This window comes from Allocellulophaga tsushimaensis (assembly GCF_055383085.1).
Genome location: NZ_AP039451.1, coordinates 1,080,214 through 1,096,162 on the forward strand (window position 1 = coordinate 1,080,214; position 15,949 = coordinate 1,096,162).

The 15,949-nt window shown below is 32.0% G+C and carries 18 protein-coding genes; 7 read left to right on the top strand and 11 right to left on the bottom strand.

Annotation, left to right across the window (positions count from 1 at the left end; all coding sequences use genetic code 11):
* Positions 1-97: 97 nt before the first annotated feature.
* The gene (locus ACZ451_RS04720; RefSeq protein ID WP_008269813.1) at positions 98-331 is read right to left on the bottom strand and encodes an acyl carrier protein; all 234 of its coding nucleotides are present in this window, start codon (positions 329-331) and stop codon (positions 98-100) included.
* 158 nt (positions 332-489) lie between these two features.
* Here ACZ451_RS04720 and purN point away from each other — a divergent pair, with 158 nt between their 5' ends.
* The 5 genes from purN to ACZ451_RS04745 are packed head-to-tail and all read left to right on the top strand — an operon-like array spanning position 490 to position 2,363.
* A complete protein-coding gene (purN, locus tag ACZ451_RS04725) occupies positions 490-1,056 on the top strand; it encodes a phosphoribosylglycinamide formyltransferase (RefSeq protein ID WP_464215949.1) in 567 nt (188 codons plus the stop codon).
* The gene (gene rnhA / locus ACZ451_RS04730; RefSeq protein ID WP_464215950.1) at positions 1,049-1,519 is read left to right on the top strand and encodes a ribonuclease HI; all 471 of its coding nucleotides are present in this window, start codon (positions 1,049-1,051) and stop codon (positions 1,517-1,519) included. The genes purN and rnhA overlap by 8 nt, the downstream gene beginning before the upstream one ends.
* A 30-nt stretch (positions 1,520-1,549) precedes the next feature.
* Entirely contained in the window at positions 1,550-1,777 is a 228-nt protein-coding gene (locus ACZ451_RS04735) for a hypothetical protein (protein WP_464215951.1), read from the top strand.
* On the top strand, positions 1,774-1,947 hold the full coding sequence (locus ACZ451_RS04740) for a hypothetical protein (RefSeq protein WP_464215952.1): 174 nt from the start codon (positions 1,774-1,776) through the stop codon (positions 1,945-1,947). Before ACZ451_RS04735 ends, ACZ451_RS04740 begins: the two co-directional genes overlap by 4 nt.
* A 44-nt stretch (positions 1,948-1,991) precedes the next feature.
* Entirely contained in the window at positions 1,992-2,363 is a 372-nt protein-coding gene (locus ACZ451_RS04745) for a VOC family protein (RefSeq protein WP_464215953.1), read from the top strand.
* Between the two features lie 24 nt (positions 2,364-2,387).
* Here the strand turns inward: ACZ451_RS04745 and ACZ451_RS04750 are convergent, their stop codons facing one another.
* The 4 genes from ACZ451_RS04750 to ACZ451_RS04765 form a co-directional block, all read right to left on the bottom strand.
* A complete protein-coding gene (locus ACZ451_RS04750; RefSeq protein WP_464215954.1) occupies positions 2,388-3,494 on the bottom strand; it encodes an AraC family transcriptional regulator in 1,107 nt (368 codons plus the stop codon).
* A 102-nt stretch (positions 3,495-3,596) separates the two neighbouring features.
* Positions 3,597-4,295 (bottom strand): hypothetical protein, encoded by a 699-nt coding sequence (locus ACZ451_RS04755; protein WP_464215955.1) that lies wholly within the window; start codon positions 4,293-4,295, stop codon positions 3,597-3,599.
* A 267-nt stretch (positions 4,296-4,562) separates the two neighbouring features.
* The gene (locus ACZ451_RS04760; RefSeq protein WP_464215956.1) at positions 4,563-5,273 is read right to left on the bottom strand and encodes a LytR/AlgR family response regulator transcription factor; all 711 of its coding nucleotides are present in this window, start codon (positions 5,271-5,273) and stop codon (positions 4,563-4,565) included.
* Positions 5,270-6,331 carry a sensor histidine kinase gene (locus ACZ451_RS04765; protein WP_464215957.1) on the bottom strand — a complete coding sequence of 354 codons (1,062 nt, stop codon included), beginning with the start codon at positions 6,329-6,331 and terminating at the stop codon, positions 5,270-5,272. The genes ACZ451_RS04760 and ACZ451_RS04765 overlap by 4 nt, the downstream gene beginning before the upstream one ends.
* A 216-nt stretch (positions 6,332-6,547) precedes the next feature.
* Here ACZ451_RS04765 and ACZ451_RS04770 point away from each other — a divergent pair, with 216 nt between their 5' ends.
* Both ACZ451_RS04770 and ACZ451_RS04775 read left to right on the top strand, forming a co-directional pair.
* Positions 6,548-7,159 (top strand): YceI family protein, encoded by a 612-nt coding sequence (locus ACZ451_RS04770; protein WP_464215958.1) that lies wholly within the window; start codon positions 6,548-6,550, stop codon positions 7,157-7,159.
* A gap of 2 nt (positions 7,160-7,161) precedes the next feature.
* A complete protein-coding gene (locus ACZ451_RS04775; RefSeq protein ID WP_464215959.1) occupies positions 7,162-9,516 on the top strand; it encodes a TonB-dependent receptor in 2,355 nt (784 codons plus the stop codon).
* Positions 9,517-9,619: 103 nt separating this feature from the next.
* Here ACZ451_RS04775 and ACZ451_RS04780 read toward each other — a convergent pair whose 3' ends face one another.
* From ACZ451_RS04780 to ACZ451_RS04805, 6 genes are all read right to left on the bottom strand, one after another.
* Positions 9,620-10,429: a hypothetical protein gene (locus ACZ451_RS04780; RefSeq protein WP_464215960.1), complete on the bottom strand. Its 810-nt coding sequence runs from the start codon at positions 10,427-10,429 to the stop codon at positions 9,620-9,622.
* A 457-nt stretch (positions 10,430-10,886) separates the two neighbouring features.
* Positions 10,887-11,747 carry a M57 family metalloprotease gene (locus ACZ451_RS04785; protein ID WP_464215961.1) on the bottom strand — a complete coding sequence of 287 codons (861 nt, stop codon included), beginning with the start codon at positions 11,745-11,747 and terminating at the stop codon, positions 10,887-10,889.
* A gap of 255 nt (positions 11,748-12,002) precedes the next feature.
* Complete coding sequence (locus ACZ451_RS04790; RefSeq protein ID WP_464215962.1) at positions 12,003-12,536, bottom strand: tetratricopeptide repeat protein; 534 nt, start codon at positions 12,534-12,536, stop codon at positions 12,003-12,005.
* Complete coding sequence (gene prfH, locus ACZ451_RS04795) at positions 12,527-13,222, bottom strand: peptide chain release factor H (RefSeq protein ID WP_464215963.1); 696 nt, start codon at positions 13,220-13,222, stop codon at positions 12,527-12,529. Before prfH ends, ACZ451_RS04790 begins: the two co-directional genes overlap by 10 nt.
* Positions 13,219-13,803 (bottom strand): hypothetical protein, encoded by a 585-nt coding sequence (locus tag ACZ451_RS04800; protein WP_464215964.1) that lies wholly within the window; start codon positions 13,801-13,803, stop codon positions 13,219-13,221. Before ACZ451_RS04800 ends, prfH begins: the two co-directional genes overlap by 4 nt.
* A gap of 114 nt (positions 13,804-13,917) precedes the next feature.
* Positions 13,918-15,309: an RtcB family protein gene (locus ACZ451_RS04805; protein WP_464215965.1), complete on the bottom strand. Its 1,392-nt coding sequence runs from the start codon at positions 15,307-15,309 to the stop codon at positions 13,918-13,920.
* Positions 15,310-15,949: the final 640 nt, after the last annotated feature.

Below are 15,949 nucleotides of genomic sequence, written 5' to 3' on the forward strand. Positions count from 1 at the left end.
TTATTTTATTTTGTATAAGTAATGTAAATTAACAAAAAAATCCATGCAGTAGTACTACCGCATGGATAAATTTAGTCTTTAGCAAAAGAACTTCAAATTATTTTGCTTCTTCTATATAACTTATAGCCTGACCAACTGTCGCTATATTTTCTGCTTGATCATCTGGAATTTGGATATCAAATTCTTTTTCGAATTCCATTATTAATTCAACAGTATCCAATGAATCTGCTCCTAAGTCGTTAGTAAAGCTTGCTTCGGTTACCACCTCATTCTCGTCAACACCTAATTTATCAACGATGATAGCTTTTACTCTTGATGCAATATCTGACATAATAATTATAGTTTTAAATATTTAATTGTTGGCAAAAATAAAAAACTTTAGATTAATTACACTATATGACGTTAAAATGTATGACTTTTTAATCAATTTAAATATCTGTGTATTAATTTAGCGTAAAATATTTCTTCGTAAATAACATAAAATTGTGCATGAAACGTATTGTTCTTTTTGCTTCTGGTTCTGGTTCTAATGTTGAAAACATAGTACAGTATTTTCAACACAATTCTAATATTACTATAGCCGCTGTACTTACTAACAAAAGGGATGCCAAAGTTTTAGACAGATGTAACAATTTAAATATCAATGGTTTATATTTTAACAGGAACGCTTTTTTTAAATCAGATTGCGTTTTAGAAATTGTTAAAAGTTGCAAACCTGATCTTATTATACTAGCTGGATTTCTTTTAAAAATTCCAGAAAATTTCATTAAAGCGTACCCCAATAAAATTGTAAATATTCATCCAGCACTACTACCAAATTATGGAGGGAAAGGAATGTATGGAATGCATGTACATAATGCTGTAAAAGCAAATAATGAGCAAAAAACGGGAATTACAATACATTTTGTGAACGAAAATTATGATGAAGGTGCTATTATTAAGCAAATAAGTGTGGATGTATTACCCGAAGATACCCCAGAACAAATTGCGGCTAAAGTACATGAATTAGAATATGCGCATTTTCCTAAAGTTATAGATCAATTATTACATGAGTAAAGCGCAAGTACATATTTATACGGATGGGGCTGCAAGGGGAAATCCTGGTCCTGGTGGCTATGGAATTGTAATGGAATGGGTTGGAAAACCCTATAAAAAAGAATTTTCTGCTGGCTTTAAGTATACCACTAATAATAGAATGGAATTGCTTGCTGTAATAGAAGCATTAAAAAAACTAAAAAAAGAAGGTGTTTCTGTTATGGTATTTACGGATTCTAAATATGTAGTAGACGCTGTAGAAAAGAAATGGGTATTTGGTTGGGAAAAAAAGAACTTTAAGGATAAAAAAAATCCAGATTTATGGAAACTCTTTTTAGTAGAATACCGTAAACATCATGTTTTATTTAAATGGATAAAAGGGCATAACAACCATCCACAAAACGAACGTTGCGATGCGCTTGCTGTAGCTGCTTCTAAACAAAAAGAGCTGCCAGACGATTTTGGATTTGTTAAAAACAATTAGGCTTAAAACTACTTTTAATATTTTTATTGGATGGATATAAAATACGCTATGCTACCTAGTAGAGTTAAAGCAGTTGTAATAGATAGTGTTATACTAGTAACCATGATGTATGGCATTTCAGAACTTTTTGCTTTATTCAATACCGTTCCTAATTTTGTTAGAATAATAGCGTTTATTGCTATTTTTATGTTGTATGATCCTATTCTGACAAGTCTTTATGGGGCACTTTTGGCCATTCTTTCAGTAAAATTGTTGTGAAAAAAGAAGCAGACCCAACAAAAAACATTACTTTCCCAATTGCCATTGTTCGATTTCTGATTAAAGCATTAATGGGCTGGTGGTCTTTATTAACCGTAACTTCAAATGAAAAGAAAAAAGCATTGCACGATTTTGTAGTAAATTCTATTGTGATTCAAGAAAAAGAATAATCCATATTTTTTGTATTTTAGAGCGTATCTAAAAACAAAATCATATGAAATTAGGAGCATTTTCAGTAAGCTTAGCCGTAAAAGACATCACTGCTTCAAAACTATTCTACGAAAACCTTGGTTTTACAGTCTTTGCAGGAGAGATAGAAAAAAACTACTTCATCATGAGAAATGAGGATACTTTAATTGGTTTATTCCAAGGGATGTTCCAAAATAACATTTTAACTTTTAATCCAGGTTGGGATACAAACGCAACAAAACTAGATGATTTTAAAGATATTAGAGAAATTCAAAATACATTTAAAGAAAAAGGCATTCCTATTTTAAATGAAGTAGATGAAAATACCTCTGGCCCAGCAAGTTTTATGGTAGTAGACCCAGATGGGAATACTATTCTTATAGATCAGCATGTATAATCTATACACCACAACTACTTTCAATTATAACTTTTCATTAAAATAAGCGGAAGGTGAAGTTCCCATTAAATTTTTAAACGATTTGTTAAAGGTAGTTTTTGAATTGAAACCTGCCTCTTGTGCCAGTCCAAAAAATGTAAGGTTTTTAGCTTTTTTTGTCTTTGCCAATGCAATAAACTCTCTTATACGGTAGTAGTTAACAAACTCAAAGAAATTCATCCCTATCTTTTCATTTAATAAACGCGCCAACTCTGGGTTGCTTACACCTAACATTTCTGCCAATTCCGCTTTCATTAATTTAGCATTTAAAAAGGGTTTCTTGGCTTCCATCATTTTTTCTAATGCTACTTTTAGTGTGTCTAAGTCCGTATTACTTAGTTTAGACTGACTGTATTTTAAATGAAGTTTCAAGGATTTTATTTGGAATAAATCTGGAGAAATTATTCCATAATACGCAATAAACAAAATTACTAAAGCTATGGAAAGCCATATAAATTGGCGTGCTTCACGTTCAATCGTTTCTAATTGAGAAAGACTTATACTATATACTATACTCCAGACAAGAAGGCATACTCCTATTGCTATTAGAAAATTGAGAAAAAATTGTGTTTTAATAGTATAACTCACCTCATTTTTAAGCTGTTTTTTAAATTCTAAAAAATGTCTTAGGCTTAAAACCCAATAGGCACTATTAAATAATAGTCCAATACCAACAACAATACTAACCACATAGTATAACTCTCCTCTTTCTATTCTGGTTACAATTACGGCATCTGTAGAAATCATAAAATAAAATATTACAAACAGTATGTACACAATGCCTGGTAGATAATGCCACAAATCTTTTTTAGAAGAGTTTTCTGGGTTGAGCGATGATTTTGTGAATAAATACACTGTAACTCCAAATAAAAATATTGCAAATTCTGAAAAAGAAATAAATCTAAAATTAGCTCCAAAGACTTCAGAAATATATAAGATACGACCACTAAGTCCTATAAACAAAACAAACACCAAAAAAGCTAGGTAGCCATTTATGTTTTTTCTGTTTTTAGCAGAAAACAAATAGATACATAGTAAAAATAGACTTTGAAAAAAGCCAAAATAGACCAATTGATTTACGAATGTTTGCATAGTTTAAATATGAGGCTGTCTAAAAAGTTAAGATTTACAAAACATTTCTACTGCGCTTTAACTGGCAGCAATGTATATTTTTCAGACAACCTCTCTTCATATTTATTTAATTATAAATTGATTCACGTTCTGAACTCCTTTTTCACTCATTTTCATATTTTCTTTGGTGAAAGCATCAAAAGAAGCTCTATCATTCCACTGCGTTAAAACTACATAATCTGGTTTATACATATAACCTACGGTTGACATTGCATCTGTTAGTTCAAGTAAAACCTCACCACCATTACTTTTCGCTTTTTTTAACCATTCTTTTTTAAAGGTATTGAATGCGTTAGTACTATCTTTCCAGTAAGACGTAGCAACCAATATTTTATCAGGATTAGCCTCAAAAGAAATATCTTTCGTTACTTCATAATAAGCCAAATAAAAAGAAGACCACATAGCTCTTCTTTGCTGATGAAAATCTGGTACTTTATCTAAAATTTCATTAATAAATGCCTTTCTACTAGCTAAATCTGTCCATTTTGAAATTATAAAAGTATCTGGTTGATAACCACCTTGCGTAGTTTCTGTAACTGCAAGAAATGGCTGCGGCTGATATCCTTTTTCAAGGGCAAAAGCAAAAGCAGTTTCTTTATATTTCGGGAAAAGCTGTGGTAATTCGGGTTTTCCTTTAAATAAAAGAATATCCAAAACTTCCCCTTTTTTAAAATCCCATTTTTTGGTTTTTGATTGTGCGTTTACCAATAATCCGCCAAAAAAAATAGCAGTAACTACTAGAACTAATTTTGTTTGTTTCATACTAAAAATTTTTAAATTTTAAATTCATGCTGCTAATGTAAAATGGCACTACAAGCTTACAAAAGAAAATGACCTGAGATGGGTACGCTTACAGTATACGTTCTTATTTTACTGGTGTTTTTAGGATGTAGGGTAAAAACATATGTTTAAGTGATTTTTGCAATGAAAAGAAGAAAAATTCTATTGAGAATAAGCCTTTTTTGATACACATCTCTCTTCAATTGAAGCAATCGAATTGACGTGTTTTATCTCAAAAATTATAAAAGGTTAAATAGACTTTAAAAAGGGAAGCATGTTATCTTTGTAATTATTTCCTATCGGAATTTCTAGTCGCCCAATCTCAACATCATTTTTAGTATAAGCTGTAATTTTTTCGCTATTCACGATATAAGATCGGTGCACACGAATAAAACGTTCATCAATACGTTGTTCAAAAACAGAAATACTTTCCTTTATCATTAGTGCTTCTCCTTCTTGCAGGTGTATTTTAATATAATCTTTTAGACTTTCTATATACAAAACCTCATCAAAAACTACCTTAATTTGTTTCTTGGCTTTATTTACAAAAACATAGCTTTCCTTTGCTTTAGCACTTTCTTTTAATGGTTGGTGATTAGCTACTTTCCTTTGCTTTAAAAATTTTTGAATGGCTAAGAAAAAGCGGTCAAAAAAAATGGGTTTTAACAAATAATCTAAGGCATTTAATTCAAAACCATCAATAGCGTAATCTCTATATGCTGTTGTAAAAATTACTTCGGGTTTGTGCACTAGGTTTTTAAAAAAATCTGTCCCTTTTAAAACGGGCATCTCAATATCTAAAAACAAAAGGTCAATCTGTTGTATAGCTAATAGCGTACTTGCCTCTATAGCACTTGAGCATGATGCGACTAGTTCAAAATCTGGTATTTTTTGCAGATAGGTTTCAAGAAGTTCCCTTGCTAAAGGTTCATCATCTACAATGAGGCACTTAAAACTCATATTATGTCTAATTTAAGTTGAGCCAAAAAGGTGTTAGATTTGTTTTCAATCACTAAATTATAAGCTTTAGGATACAATAGCTCTAATTGTTTTTTAATATTTGTAAGCCCTATAGATTCTCTGTTATTAGAATCTTCTACAATATTTGGCTTGCTATTTTCTACCTTAAAAATTAATTGCTCTCCTTTCTTTGAAATATTGATATTAATATTCGCTTGTTTAATCTCATTTGCTACGCCATGTTTAAAAGCATTCTCAACAAATGTGAGTAATAACAAAGGAGCAACTTTTTCCTGACCCGTAACATTTTTACTGAAAGAAATTTTTACCCTTTCTGCATATCGTATTTTCTCTAGGGATAAATAGTTTTCAATTAAGGCTATCTCTTTATCTAAGGATACATATTCTTCATTACAGCGATATAAAATATAATCTAAAATATTAGAAAGCTTCTGAATCACCTTTGTAGTATCATCCGATTTTTTTAAGGCTAACGCATATAAATTATTTAGGGTGTTGAATAAAAAGTGAGGGTTTAATTGATTTTTTAATGCTACTAATTCTGCCGTTTTCTTCTGTTCATTCAGTTTTAACAAACGTTGCTTTTCCGTATATAATTTTAAGACTAATAGTAATAAGGTAGGGTATAATAGGTATAACGATTTTGATATAAATTCACTTATATTCGTAAGTCTACCCAAAAACGAAGCATCTGTAAATCGTTTTATATAATTTACATAGGTTGCCGGAAAAGTAGGTTCCAAATAATATATAAAGATAAGGTTGCAAACAACATAAAATGCAAGTAAAGTTGCTGTTATTGCTAAGGTAAAGGCTATCGTCTTTTCTTTATTTAAAAGATACTTAATTAGAAACTCTATAATGATATAAGCCAACAAAATTTGCAATACCACGCGGATACCAAAAGTGATAAACAATTCGCTTTTAGTAGTATAGTACCAACTAGAAGTAGATGCTGAAAAGGCAAAAATTAGTATCCCAAAAATCAGGTACTTAAATTTTGATACTTCCAGATAGTTATGAATTTGTTGTAGCATACACTTTTATCGAAAATTAAAGATACAAATATTGCCCTCTCATTTTCTAATAAAGCTACCAAATAGGCATAACCGATGACAAACGTTCCCTTTCTGCTCATAAAACTATTGGTCGTTATTTAATTGCTATTTAGCATCGTTCAAAACTCTTATGGTTGCTCATGTAGAGCACATAGAATCTACAATTACTTTAGGGTCAAAACAAAATTTATTCGCATGAAATTTATTCAAAAAACAAACAAAGCCATGAGCAAAATTCTAATTGTATGTATTGCACTCTTTGCCGCATCATTTTCTGTAAAAGCGCAAGAGTCTACTTGGACTATTGACCCCAACCATTCTACTATTAATTTTGGTATTTCCTACTTTAAAGTAGGTACTATAAAAGGTGTTTTTGACAGCTATTCTGGTTCATTTACTCAAGAAAAAGATACCTTATCTGCAATAGCTATTACTATAAAAACAGCCTCTGTAAATACCAATCAAGAAGATAGAGACAAGCATTTAAAAACTACTGACTTTTTTAGTGCCGAAGCGTATCCTGAAATAAGTTTTACTAGCACTGCTATTACTAAAATAAGCGCTAATGAATATGAAGTAACAGGTAATTTTACAATGACGGGTATTACAAAATCTATTGTTCTTAGCGCAGTAGATAAGGGCAGTTTTGTGCATCCACGTTTTAAAACAACGAATAGGTTCGTAACAATAACTGGTAGTATAAATCGTGAAGATTTTAAGGTTGGCACCAATTACGCACCTGCAAAATTTGCATTAGGCAATGAGGTTAACCTTACCGCAGAAATTCATTTAATAAAAGAAAAATAGACATGAAGCAACTACTATTTATACTCTGCGGTTTCTTTATTTCCATTTCTTGTTATGGGCAAGGAAGTATTAGCGGAAAAGTACTGGACAAAAAGACTAAAGAACCTATTTCCTACGCCAATATTATATTAAAGTCTGGCGATAGTATCGTTACAGGAGGGGTTACCGATGCTATTGGAACCTTTTCCATATCAAAAATACCTTTTGGAGAATACCTGTTTGAAGTTCAGTATATTGGCTATAAGCCAATACAAAAAACAATACTACTTCATAAGGATAACAGAAAAATTGATTTAGGAACTATCTCTATTGAAGAAGATGCTGTAGCACTAGATGCCGTTGAAGTAACTGCAGAACGCTCTACCATAGAGCAAAAGATTGATCGGAAAGTCATTAATGTAGGTAAAGACCTCACTACCGTTGGAGCTTCTGCTAGCGATATTATGGGTAATATCCCCTCTGTAAGTATAACCCAAGATGGTGATTTGTCTTTACGGGGTAATGAAAATGTACGTGTGCTCGTAGACGGCAAACCTACTAATATAAGTACTCGCGAGCTTTTACAACAAATACCTTCTACCTCAATAAAAACCATCGAACTGATTACGAACCCCTCTGCCAAGTATAATCCTGAGGGAATGAGCGGCATCATCAATATTACCTTAAAAAAGAATACCAATTTAGGATTCAATGGTTCTGTAAATACTGGGTTTACCTATGGAGAACGTGCTCGTTATAATAATTCTCTTAGTCTAAATTATAGAAACGGAAAAGCTAATTTCTATGGCAGCTATGGAAACAGATTAGGAGAAGGAGTTACAAACGGATTCATCAATAGAACCATAGAACGGACTGGTCAAGATATTTTAAGCATTGCTGATCGTACCTCACACATTTTTAAATTTGGAATAGACTATTATATTAATGACAAAAACACATTTTCTGTATACACCAATCAGAATTTTTTTGATGCTGCTTTAGATGCGGAACGGAATATTACATTTTTAGATACTCCTAATGCTAATTTTAATCAGTTTGATTTAACTAATAGGAATAACACAAATGCTTCCTACAACGTAGATTTTAAGCATCATTTTTCTAAGGAAGGGCATTATATTGAACTTGAAGCAGATTATAATACCTTGAAAAGTGATACTACTAATGATTTTGATTTTAATGGGAATACACCGCTGGCTAACTATGATGAGTTTATTGATGACACCAGAACTAACACCACCATAAATTTAGATTATGTATATCCAATTTCTGATCATGCAAGTTTAGAAATTGGTTTAGAAACTCGCTTACGACGCACTAAAAACACGTATAGTACTGACCGATTAGATTTTAATAACTCAGATTTTAGATATGACCGGGATATCCACTCCTTTTATACCACTTTTAGCCAAGGTTTAGGCAAATGGCAATATACTATTGGATTGCGATTAGAGGACTATAATGTGGATACACAATTTAACGAAGTTTCTGAAGCAGCATTTAATTTTACAGATAAGCTTTTTAATATTTACCCATCTGGATTTTTAAAATACAGCCCTAGTGAAGAAAGTAAAAATTCATATCAATTAAGTTTTAGCAGAAGAATAGATCGCCCTTCTTTAAATCAAATTAATCCGATAAGGCAGTTAAGCACGCCACAAGTAATCATTACAGGAAACCCTAGTTTAGTCCCTCAATTTACAAACTCCATAGAGCTTAATTATACTAGAAAATTAGGTAAAGGCAATTTTACTTTTGGCGGATTTTATAGAAGGATAAATGACGAAATAAACAGAAGAGGCTTTTTTGATGAAGACAATCCAACAGTTTTAATTATTGACTATGATAACTTTGATCGTAATGATGCATATGGGCTAGAGTTATCTGCTAGTTACCGCCCTACAAACTGGTGGAGCCTTAATGGAAGTTTTGATGTGTATTCCAGAACTCAAAAAGGTTTTATAGAAAATGAAGCTGTAGCAGTGAACAACACTTTAATGAATGTAAAGCTAAATAATAGTTTTAAAGCCAATAAGAAGCTAACTTTTCAACTATTTACTTTTTACAGTGGGAGGCAGAGTGTCTTACAATACGATATAAAGGATAACTTTTTTATGAATGCTGGTGCACGCTATAATTTTGCAAAAGGAAAAGGCACATTAAGTCTAAACTTTAATGATATTTTTAGAACACAGCGCTTTGCTTTTGAGACCTTTAGAACCATTATACAAGAAGGGCAATTTAAAACAGATTCCCGTACAGTGTTTTTAGGTTTAGCGTATCGTTTTGGGAGTGGAAAAAACAAAAGTATACAGCGGAAAAAGAGAGATAAAAATGAGAAACGAGATAAAATTTTATAAAGTTTGAGCTAGTCACCTCATCTACTCCTTTAAAAAGAATATACTATTGTGCTTAAAGGAGTAAAATTTTAAAAGCTGATTGTTTACTGGAAAACAATCAGCTTTACAATGCTACAATTCTAACCTTAGCATCTTTGTTACAATACAATTTGATGCTATTGGGCTTATCGGGGAATTCTTCCTTTATTTTATGAAGTTTTTTAATTACTAATTCAATAAAATAAAGCCCTTCTTCATTCGCTATAAAAAAGCCAGAATCATAAATACCATCTACTAAACCACTACTAAGTTTAGTAAGGGAATAGGAATAGCTATATTTCTTTAAGAGTGTTTTTGGGTGTTTTATGTATATTTTATCACCTTTTTCTGCTTTAAAATAAACTCTTTTTGATTGTACATAAATAAAATCAGTATACTCCTCCTCTTTTAAAAAATTATTTTTAGACCCATCAAAAAAGAGCGTCATATGCTTTGGCAATTCATCATCCACAACAAAAACACACTTACCCAAATCGTTTCTATATACAGATAAATCTGATGGGCCATTCGCATATGCATTTGTACTTTTTTCTGGTAGGTAACTCGTAAAGAATTCTGTTACATTACTAGTGTCTAAATAAAAATGTAACACCCCAAAACTTTCCCACAATTCAGGCTTATTTTCTGGTGTAAATACGTAAACATCAGATACCATACTATTAAATACTACCGTTGTTTTATCTTGAAGGTTAAATAAAATTTTATCTTTTGAATTCTTAGAAGAAATACAAAATAGATTGTTTGGTTTTTTTAAAACACCATTTGGCTGCCAATTGATGCGAAGCTTGCTTTTTTTAGGAAGAAAAAACGTAGGTGGACTGAAAGCTGAACGTTCTTCGTCAGCAATCTGATATTCAAGAATATGTTTTTCCATAAATTAAAAATAAACTAAAAGATATAAAGTGTCTAAACCTTTTAAAAAAAGTAATTATAATATGAAAATATAAATAATGTTGTACAAGATAATGTAGATATATCCATAGGGATATTAGGACATTTTACATTCAAAATCTCATGTAATTTTAGAGTTGGTTTGGTTTTAGGAGGATCCGTTTCTTTATTTAATGAAAACCTACGCTATGTAATTGGCCTTATCTTTTACTTATTTGGAAATCAAAAACAGATTAGTTTAGTTTTACTTTAGCAAACGTAGACCAACGCTCTGCCCCTATTCAAGAAGGCTAGACTGGTTTTTCTCCAATCTGATGTGTGAGAAATTAAAACAATAAGGAAGAAATAAAAATCGCTACTATATAATTAGTATAAAAAAGTGCTCTTTTACAAGAGCACTTTAGATTGTAAATAATACCGTAAAAACTTAAATAAATTTATTAGTATAAATAGTTTAATGCAGTAATGTCATTGCTATTAAACTCTCCATCTGTTGAAGCGCTAAAACAAGCTAGCATTAAAGATGTAGGATCATAACCTTCAGGTGTACCAGGAATTGGTATAGCTCCAAAAGGATTTACTGGCTCTCCACTCTGTCCACAACTTCTTCTCGTATTCCAATCAGAATGTCTAAACCCAACTGAGTGACCTATTTCATGTGTAATTACATGTTCATTAACATTTGTAGAAAAGCTAGATAAGTTGTAAATCTGGATAAATTTATTAGGGTTACCATTACTAGGGAAACCAGCTTCTCCACCTTGCTGACTTGCAGGTGTGTTTATATCGTTATTATAAACGACCAAATCTTTATCCTGAAAATTGGTTCCAAAAGTTAAGTTAAATCTAATTCCTAAATTTAAACGGTTGTAATTATTAACAGCCCACTGTAATGCTTGTCTTTCTTTTGTAGAAAGTGCAAAATTTCTACCTGTAAAACCAATGATAGTTAAGGTTCTAGGGTTCACTAAATTAAAGGTATGATAATTTTTAGATGTTGATGGATCAAAATCTGCAATTGCTTTCATTTGTTCACTTGTTAAAGAAACATCGCCTTCTAAACGGTATCTTTTTTGAATTGTACCATCTGGTAAATGAAAATCTATTACGCTAATATCATTGGTATTATAGTAATTTTTTTTCAAAGATGACAACACATCATCTGTTAATTCAAGTGATGCATCTAAGACCACTTCTTCTGTAACAGCAGTTTCTTCCTGAATTTCAAGATTCTCTTTTTGACATGCAGCCAAAATAAGTAAGGATAAACAAAGACTTAAGGGTAATTTAAATTTTTTCATGTGTTTGTTGTTTTTTCAATTATTAATAAGGTATTACCTACAACTCCCACAAATTAGTGAAAAAAAACATGTAATGTTAAAGAAAACCAAAAAAAATGCTAATTTTTCGATGAAAAACAACCCTATAAGTTAAATAAAACCAAAAAAATATTGATTTATAATGAATATTAACTTTATAAGTTAATAAAATCATAAAATAAGCAGTTTGATTTTTACATATCGCCATATAATTGTTAAAAAAATATAAAATTACTGTTATTTTTTGTCTTTTTTTATCTTTTTAGAATACTTAAGCTTGTCGTTTAGTTTTATCTTCTTTTTCATACGGTTTTTTTGTTCCTCTAAGAAATACATATAATCTTCATTATAGGTTTCTAAACGTGCTTTATGCAACATTTTTAAAGCTATCTTATAATTCTTCTTTACTTCTAAAGAATATGCAACAAGCCAATATAATTCTGCTTTACTAATTCCTTTTATGGTAAATGCATAGTGTATTAATTTTTGTGCTCTTCCTATTTTATCTGCCCAAATTAAATATTTTGCATAAAGCGGGTATACTTCTAAATAGGTATTGTCTAGTGCTATTACTTTATCAAAACACTCAAATGCTGCTGGGTACATAGAGAAGTGTTTTGCGTAAATTTCTCCTAATAGGCAAAGAGATGCACAATGCTTTTCGTCATAAGACAAAGCATAGTTTAGCGTTTCGCAAGCTTCTTCCCAATCACAATAGTGTCCAGCAGTTTTTGCTCTTAAATAATAGGTGTCTGCTAATGTTAATCCCATGGTTGCTTTTTTAACTTATTTTTTGCTTCTTTTCGTTGTGCCTTATAAGGCTTTTCTTTTTTCTCTTTTTTAAAATCGGTTCCTTTAAATACTTTTATAGGATTGCCTCTTTCTAAATCCAGATGGTTTTTCCATTGGCCTGCAACGGTATCTTGTAACTGTTTTACATTGTATTCGGTTACTTTTTCTTGTAAACGTTGTATCGCAATTTTTTTATTTTGATGCTGCGATCTGCTATCCATAACCTGCACTTGCAATCCTGTTTTTTTATGCGTGGCACGTATGGCAGAACTTACTTTATTTACATGCTGCCCTCCTGGCCCGGAACTTCTCATGGCTTTAAAAGTAATATCACGTTCATCTAATGATATGCTTTGCGCTCCTTGTATTTCAAAACAGCCAATAAACCAGTTTTTACGTTTATGGTATTTTCTAAAAGTTGAGGTTCCTATCCATTGTATGGTTCCCAACCAATTTGATAAAAAGGCTTCTAATTGCTTTCCTTTTAGCTGCAAAGTGACCGATTGTACGGTACCATTTTCCATTCCTGCTTCTTGATGCAGTATGCTATGACTTATGCCGTGTTGTGCTGTTTCTTTCAGAAAATATTTCAACACTTTGGCAGCAACCCAGCAACATTCTGCTGGGCCTTTACCAGCTGTTATTTGTATTGTTTTTGTTTTCATTTTAATGGGTTTTTAGATAGCAATGGGTTTCCTACCAGATTTTTTCTTTGTTCTAAAAGTTGTATTGCTGCTTTTACCGCCCAACATTTATCACTAGAATGAATGTTTGAATAATAACTCAATAATGTCCTTGGCTCGACTAGGGTCCAACCGTTTACATTAATCGTTTTAACACTTTTTGATTCAAAAAAATCAATTGTAACTCGTACTTGTTTTCCATGCTGTAGCCAGTTAATTTTTTCATATCGTCTAAAATTTTCTTGACTTGGCATATGATCATATCGTGTCCACACTTTTCGAAAATCTTGCTCAAAAAGAATAGCCATTACTTGTGCTACATTTTTAGGGTGTACAAAAATATCAATGTCCTTATGGTCATGTGCGTGCTTATATTCAATATGGTTAGGTGGTGACATAAAATGCCAAGCCCAGCCTCCTGAAATGATAATCCATTGCTTTAATTTTTCTAATATTTCTAGGCCCATTTCTATTCGATGTTCAGGCCATACTTCTCCGTATCTTTTTATATTATGATTTGCTCCCATTCTATTTTTTATTTGCGTTAGGGATGGAGGTGGCATCCTTTTTTTATCAAAAACCTTTTGACTGCGCTCAAGGCGACATAAAAAAGATATAACCGAGAGCCCGACTCCCATTTCTGTTATTTCTGCAGAAATGGGAGAAACGCCCAAAAACTACTTATCCATCCTTACAATCTTTGGTGTAAATGTGCCAATAACCTCCACCAATTCTTGTTGATTATTCATTACTTTTTTAATATCCTTATAGGCCATTGGTGCTTCATCTACACCGCCACCAATAAAGCTTACTTCTTTACTTTTTAATTCTTGCTTTATAGCACTTTTGGTAAATTTTTCTTTGCATTTTCGCCTAGAGTACAAACGCCCTGCTCCGTGTGAAGCAGATTGTAAACTCTCTTTGTTTCCTAATCCGCGAACAATATACCCTGGTGCTGTCATAGATCCTGGGATAATCCCCAATGCCCCTTTTGCGGCTGGTGTTGCGCCTTTACGATGTACAATACACTCCTTTCCGTTTACCATTTCTTTCCAAGCAAAATTGTGATGATTTTCAATTTTCGCTACTGGTTTAGCCCCTAATAATTTTGCAATTCTATAATGAATATTATCATGACATGCTTTGGCATAATCACCCGCTAAATTCATGGCCAACCAATATTCTTGCCCATCGTGTGTGTTCATATCTAACCAAGCTAAATGCTGCACATTTTTAGGCAACGGACATTGCTTGGTAGCGAGATAGGTATAATGCTTTGCAATATTAGCCCCCAATCCGCGAGAACCGCTATGCGACAATAACCCTATGTATTCTCCAATAGGCAAGCTCCATTCGTTTTTCTCATCTGTAATAGATACTACACCAAATTCCACAAAATGATTTCCACCACCAGAGGTTCCCAACTGTTTAAAAGCTTTTATTTTCAGCCTTTTTAGCAGTGGAATAGCTGTAAAGGCACTACGCTCAAAAATCTCATGATCTTGTTTTTTATCATGTGTTTCGTACATTCCAAATTTGGTATGCTCTTTTAAAATATTCTCCAATTGATGCTGTTTCCCTTTTAAATACGATGCTTTTATGGGGTAGATGCTTAAACACATTCTACACCCAATATCTACACCCACGCCATACGGTATTACGGCATTTTCTGTGGCTAATACACCGCCAATTGGTAACCCATACCCTGAATGTGCATCTGGCATTAAAGCTCCTGCTACAGCAACAGGCAATTTTAAAGCATCGTACAATTGATACTTGGCCTGTTCCTCTATTTCATTTTCGCCATAGATAGAAAAAGGGGCTCTGGTATTTTTTAACTGATGGAATTTTACTTCCACAGGCTTTACCAAACCTTCTGCTACTTTTCCCCAAATGGCATTCCCTTGAAACTTTTCTGGATGCAGTAACACTTCTTTTGCTTCTTCTAATATGCGCTCTTTCTTTTCTCTTTTTCGGTATCTATTGATCTGCCCTAAGGCGATATTGATACTATTATTTTTTGGGAAGCCTAATTTAATTAGGTCTTTCCCCCTTAATTTATTTCCCATGATTATTTTAAAAATATGGCAATAGCATACGCTTCACGATACTTGTGTTGCTTATTGCCAACTTATTTTAAGTGTGTCTCGGAAAATTTTAAGAAAAAATTTTATGAGCTAAACCTCATAAAATATGACCATAAAAAAAGTCCGAAACTTTTTGGGCTTTGGACTTTTCTTCATGTATCGTAAATGTTGTTACTTATAGTAGAAAATGTCTCGAAGCGTATGCACAACAGAACCTAGTTCTTTATGCATGTTGTTGGTGCTATTGAATGATAACATATATACTTCGTTTTAAAAATTATTATTGCTGTATTGCGATGCAAAGATCGAATGCTTTTTTGAATTACACAAGAAAAATTTAAATTTATTTTGTTGATAATCAAGTAGTTATATTGATTTTAGCATATAGAATTCCTGTCCGCTTGATGCAGATAGTAGTGGAAAAAGGTAACTACTTGTAGGGCTTACTTTTAGCTTTCAAATATCATTTTTTGTATCAATGGCTATTCTTCCGAAAAAAAACATAAAAAAAGCGTCCATTTTTAGTGGACGCTTTTGTAATTATATCTTTTTTTAAAGTTTTATCTATTTCTCAACGAGGAGAAATAGCTTTTCAGCATCCTTTTTTATATGTGATTTACTA

Bases quoted from the DNA above. Each gene is read 5' to 3' on its own strand.
- ACZ451_RS04800 (WP_464215964.1), bottom strand. From the start codon at position 13,803: ATGCCACCTCCATCCCTAACGCAAATAAAAAATAGAATGGGAGCAAAT.
- ACZ451_RS04745 (WP_464215953.1), top strand. From the start codon at position 1,992: ATGAAATTAGGAGCATTTTCAGTAAGCTTAGCCGTAAAAGACATCACT.
- ACZ451_RS04750 (WP_464215954.1), bottom strand. From the start codon at position 3,494: ATGCAAACATTCGTAAATCAATTGGTCTATTTTGGCTTTTTTCAAAGT.
- prfH (WP_464215963.1), bottom strand. From the start codon at position 13,222: ATGAAAACAAAAACAATACAAATAACAGCTGGTAAAGGCCCAGCAGAA.
- ACZ451_RS04755 (WP_464215955.1), bottom strand. From the start codon at position 4,295: ATGAAACAAACAAAATTAGTTCTAGTAGTTACTGCTATTTTTTTTGGC.
- ACZ451_RS04735 (WP_464215951.1), top strand. From the start codon at position 1,550: ATGGATATAAAATACGCTATGCTACCTAGTAGAGTTAAAGCAGTTGTA.
- rnhA (WP_464215950.1), top strand. From the start codon at position 1,049: ATGAGTAAAGCGCAAGTACATATTTATACGGATGGGGCTGCAAGGGGA.
- ACZ451_RS04785 (WP_464215961.1), bottom strand. From the start codon at position 11,747: ATGAAAAAATTTAAATTACCCTTAAGTCTTTGTTTATCCTTACTTATT.
- ACZ451_RS04780 (WP_464215960.1), bottom strand. From the start codon at position 10,429: ATGGAAAAACATATTCTTGAATATCAGATTGCTGACGAAGAACGTTCA.
- ACZ451_RS04790 (WP_464215962.1), bottom strand. From the start codon at position 12,536: ATGGGATTAACATTAGCAGACACCTATTATTTAAGAGCAAAAACTGCT.
- purN (WP_464215949.1), top strand. From the start codon at position 490: ATGAAACGTATTGTTCTTTTTGCTTCTGGTTCTGGTTCTAATGTTGAA.
- ACZ451_RS04770 (WP_464215958.1), top strand. From the start codon at position 6,548: ATGAAATTTATTCAAAAAACAAACAAAGCCATGAGCAAAATTCTAATT.
- ACZ451_RS04760 (WP_464215956.1), bottom strand. From the start codon at position 5,273: ATGAGTTTTAAGTGCCTCATTGTAGATGATGAACCTTTAGCAAGGGAA.
- ACZ451_RS04775 (WP_464215959.1), top strand. From the start codon at position 7,162: ATGAAGCAACTACTATTTATACTCTGCGGTTTCTTTATTTCCATTTCT.
- ACZ451_RS04720 (WP_008269813.1), bottom strand. From the start codon at position 331: ATGTCAGATATTGCATCAAGAGTAAAAGCTATCATCGTTGATAAATTA.
- ACZ451_RS04765 (WP_464215957.1), bottom strand. From the start codon at position 6,331: ATGCTACAACAAATTCATAACTATCTGGAAGTATCAAAATTTAAGTAC.
- ACZ451_RS04805 (WP_464215965.1), bottom strand. From the start codon at position 15,309: ATGGGAAATAAATTAAGGGGGAAAGACCTAATTAAATTAGGCTTCCCA.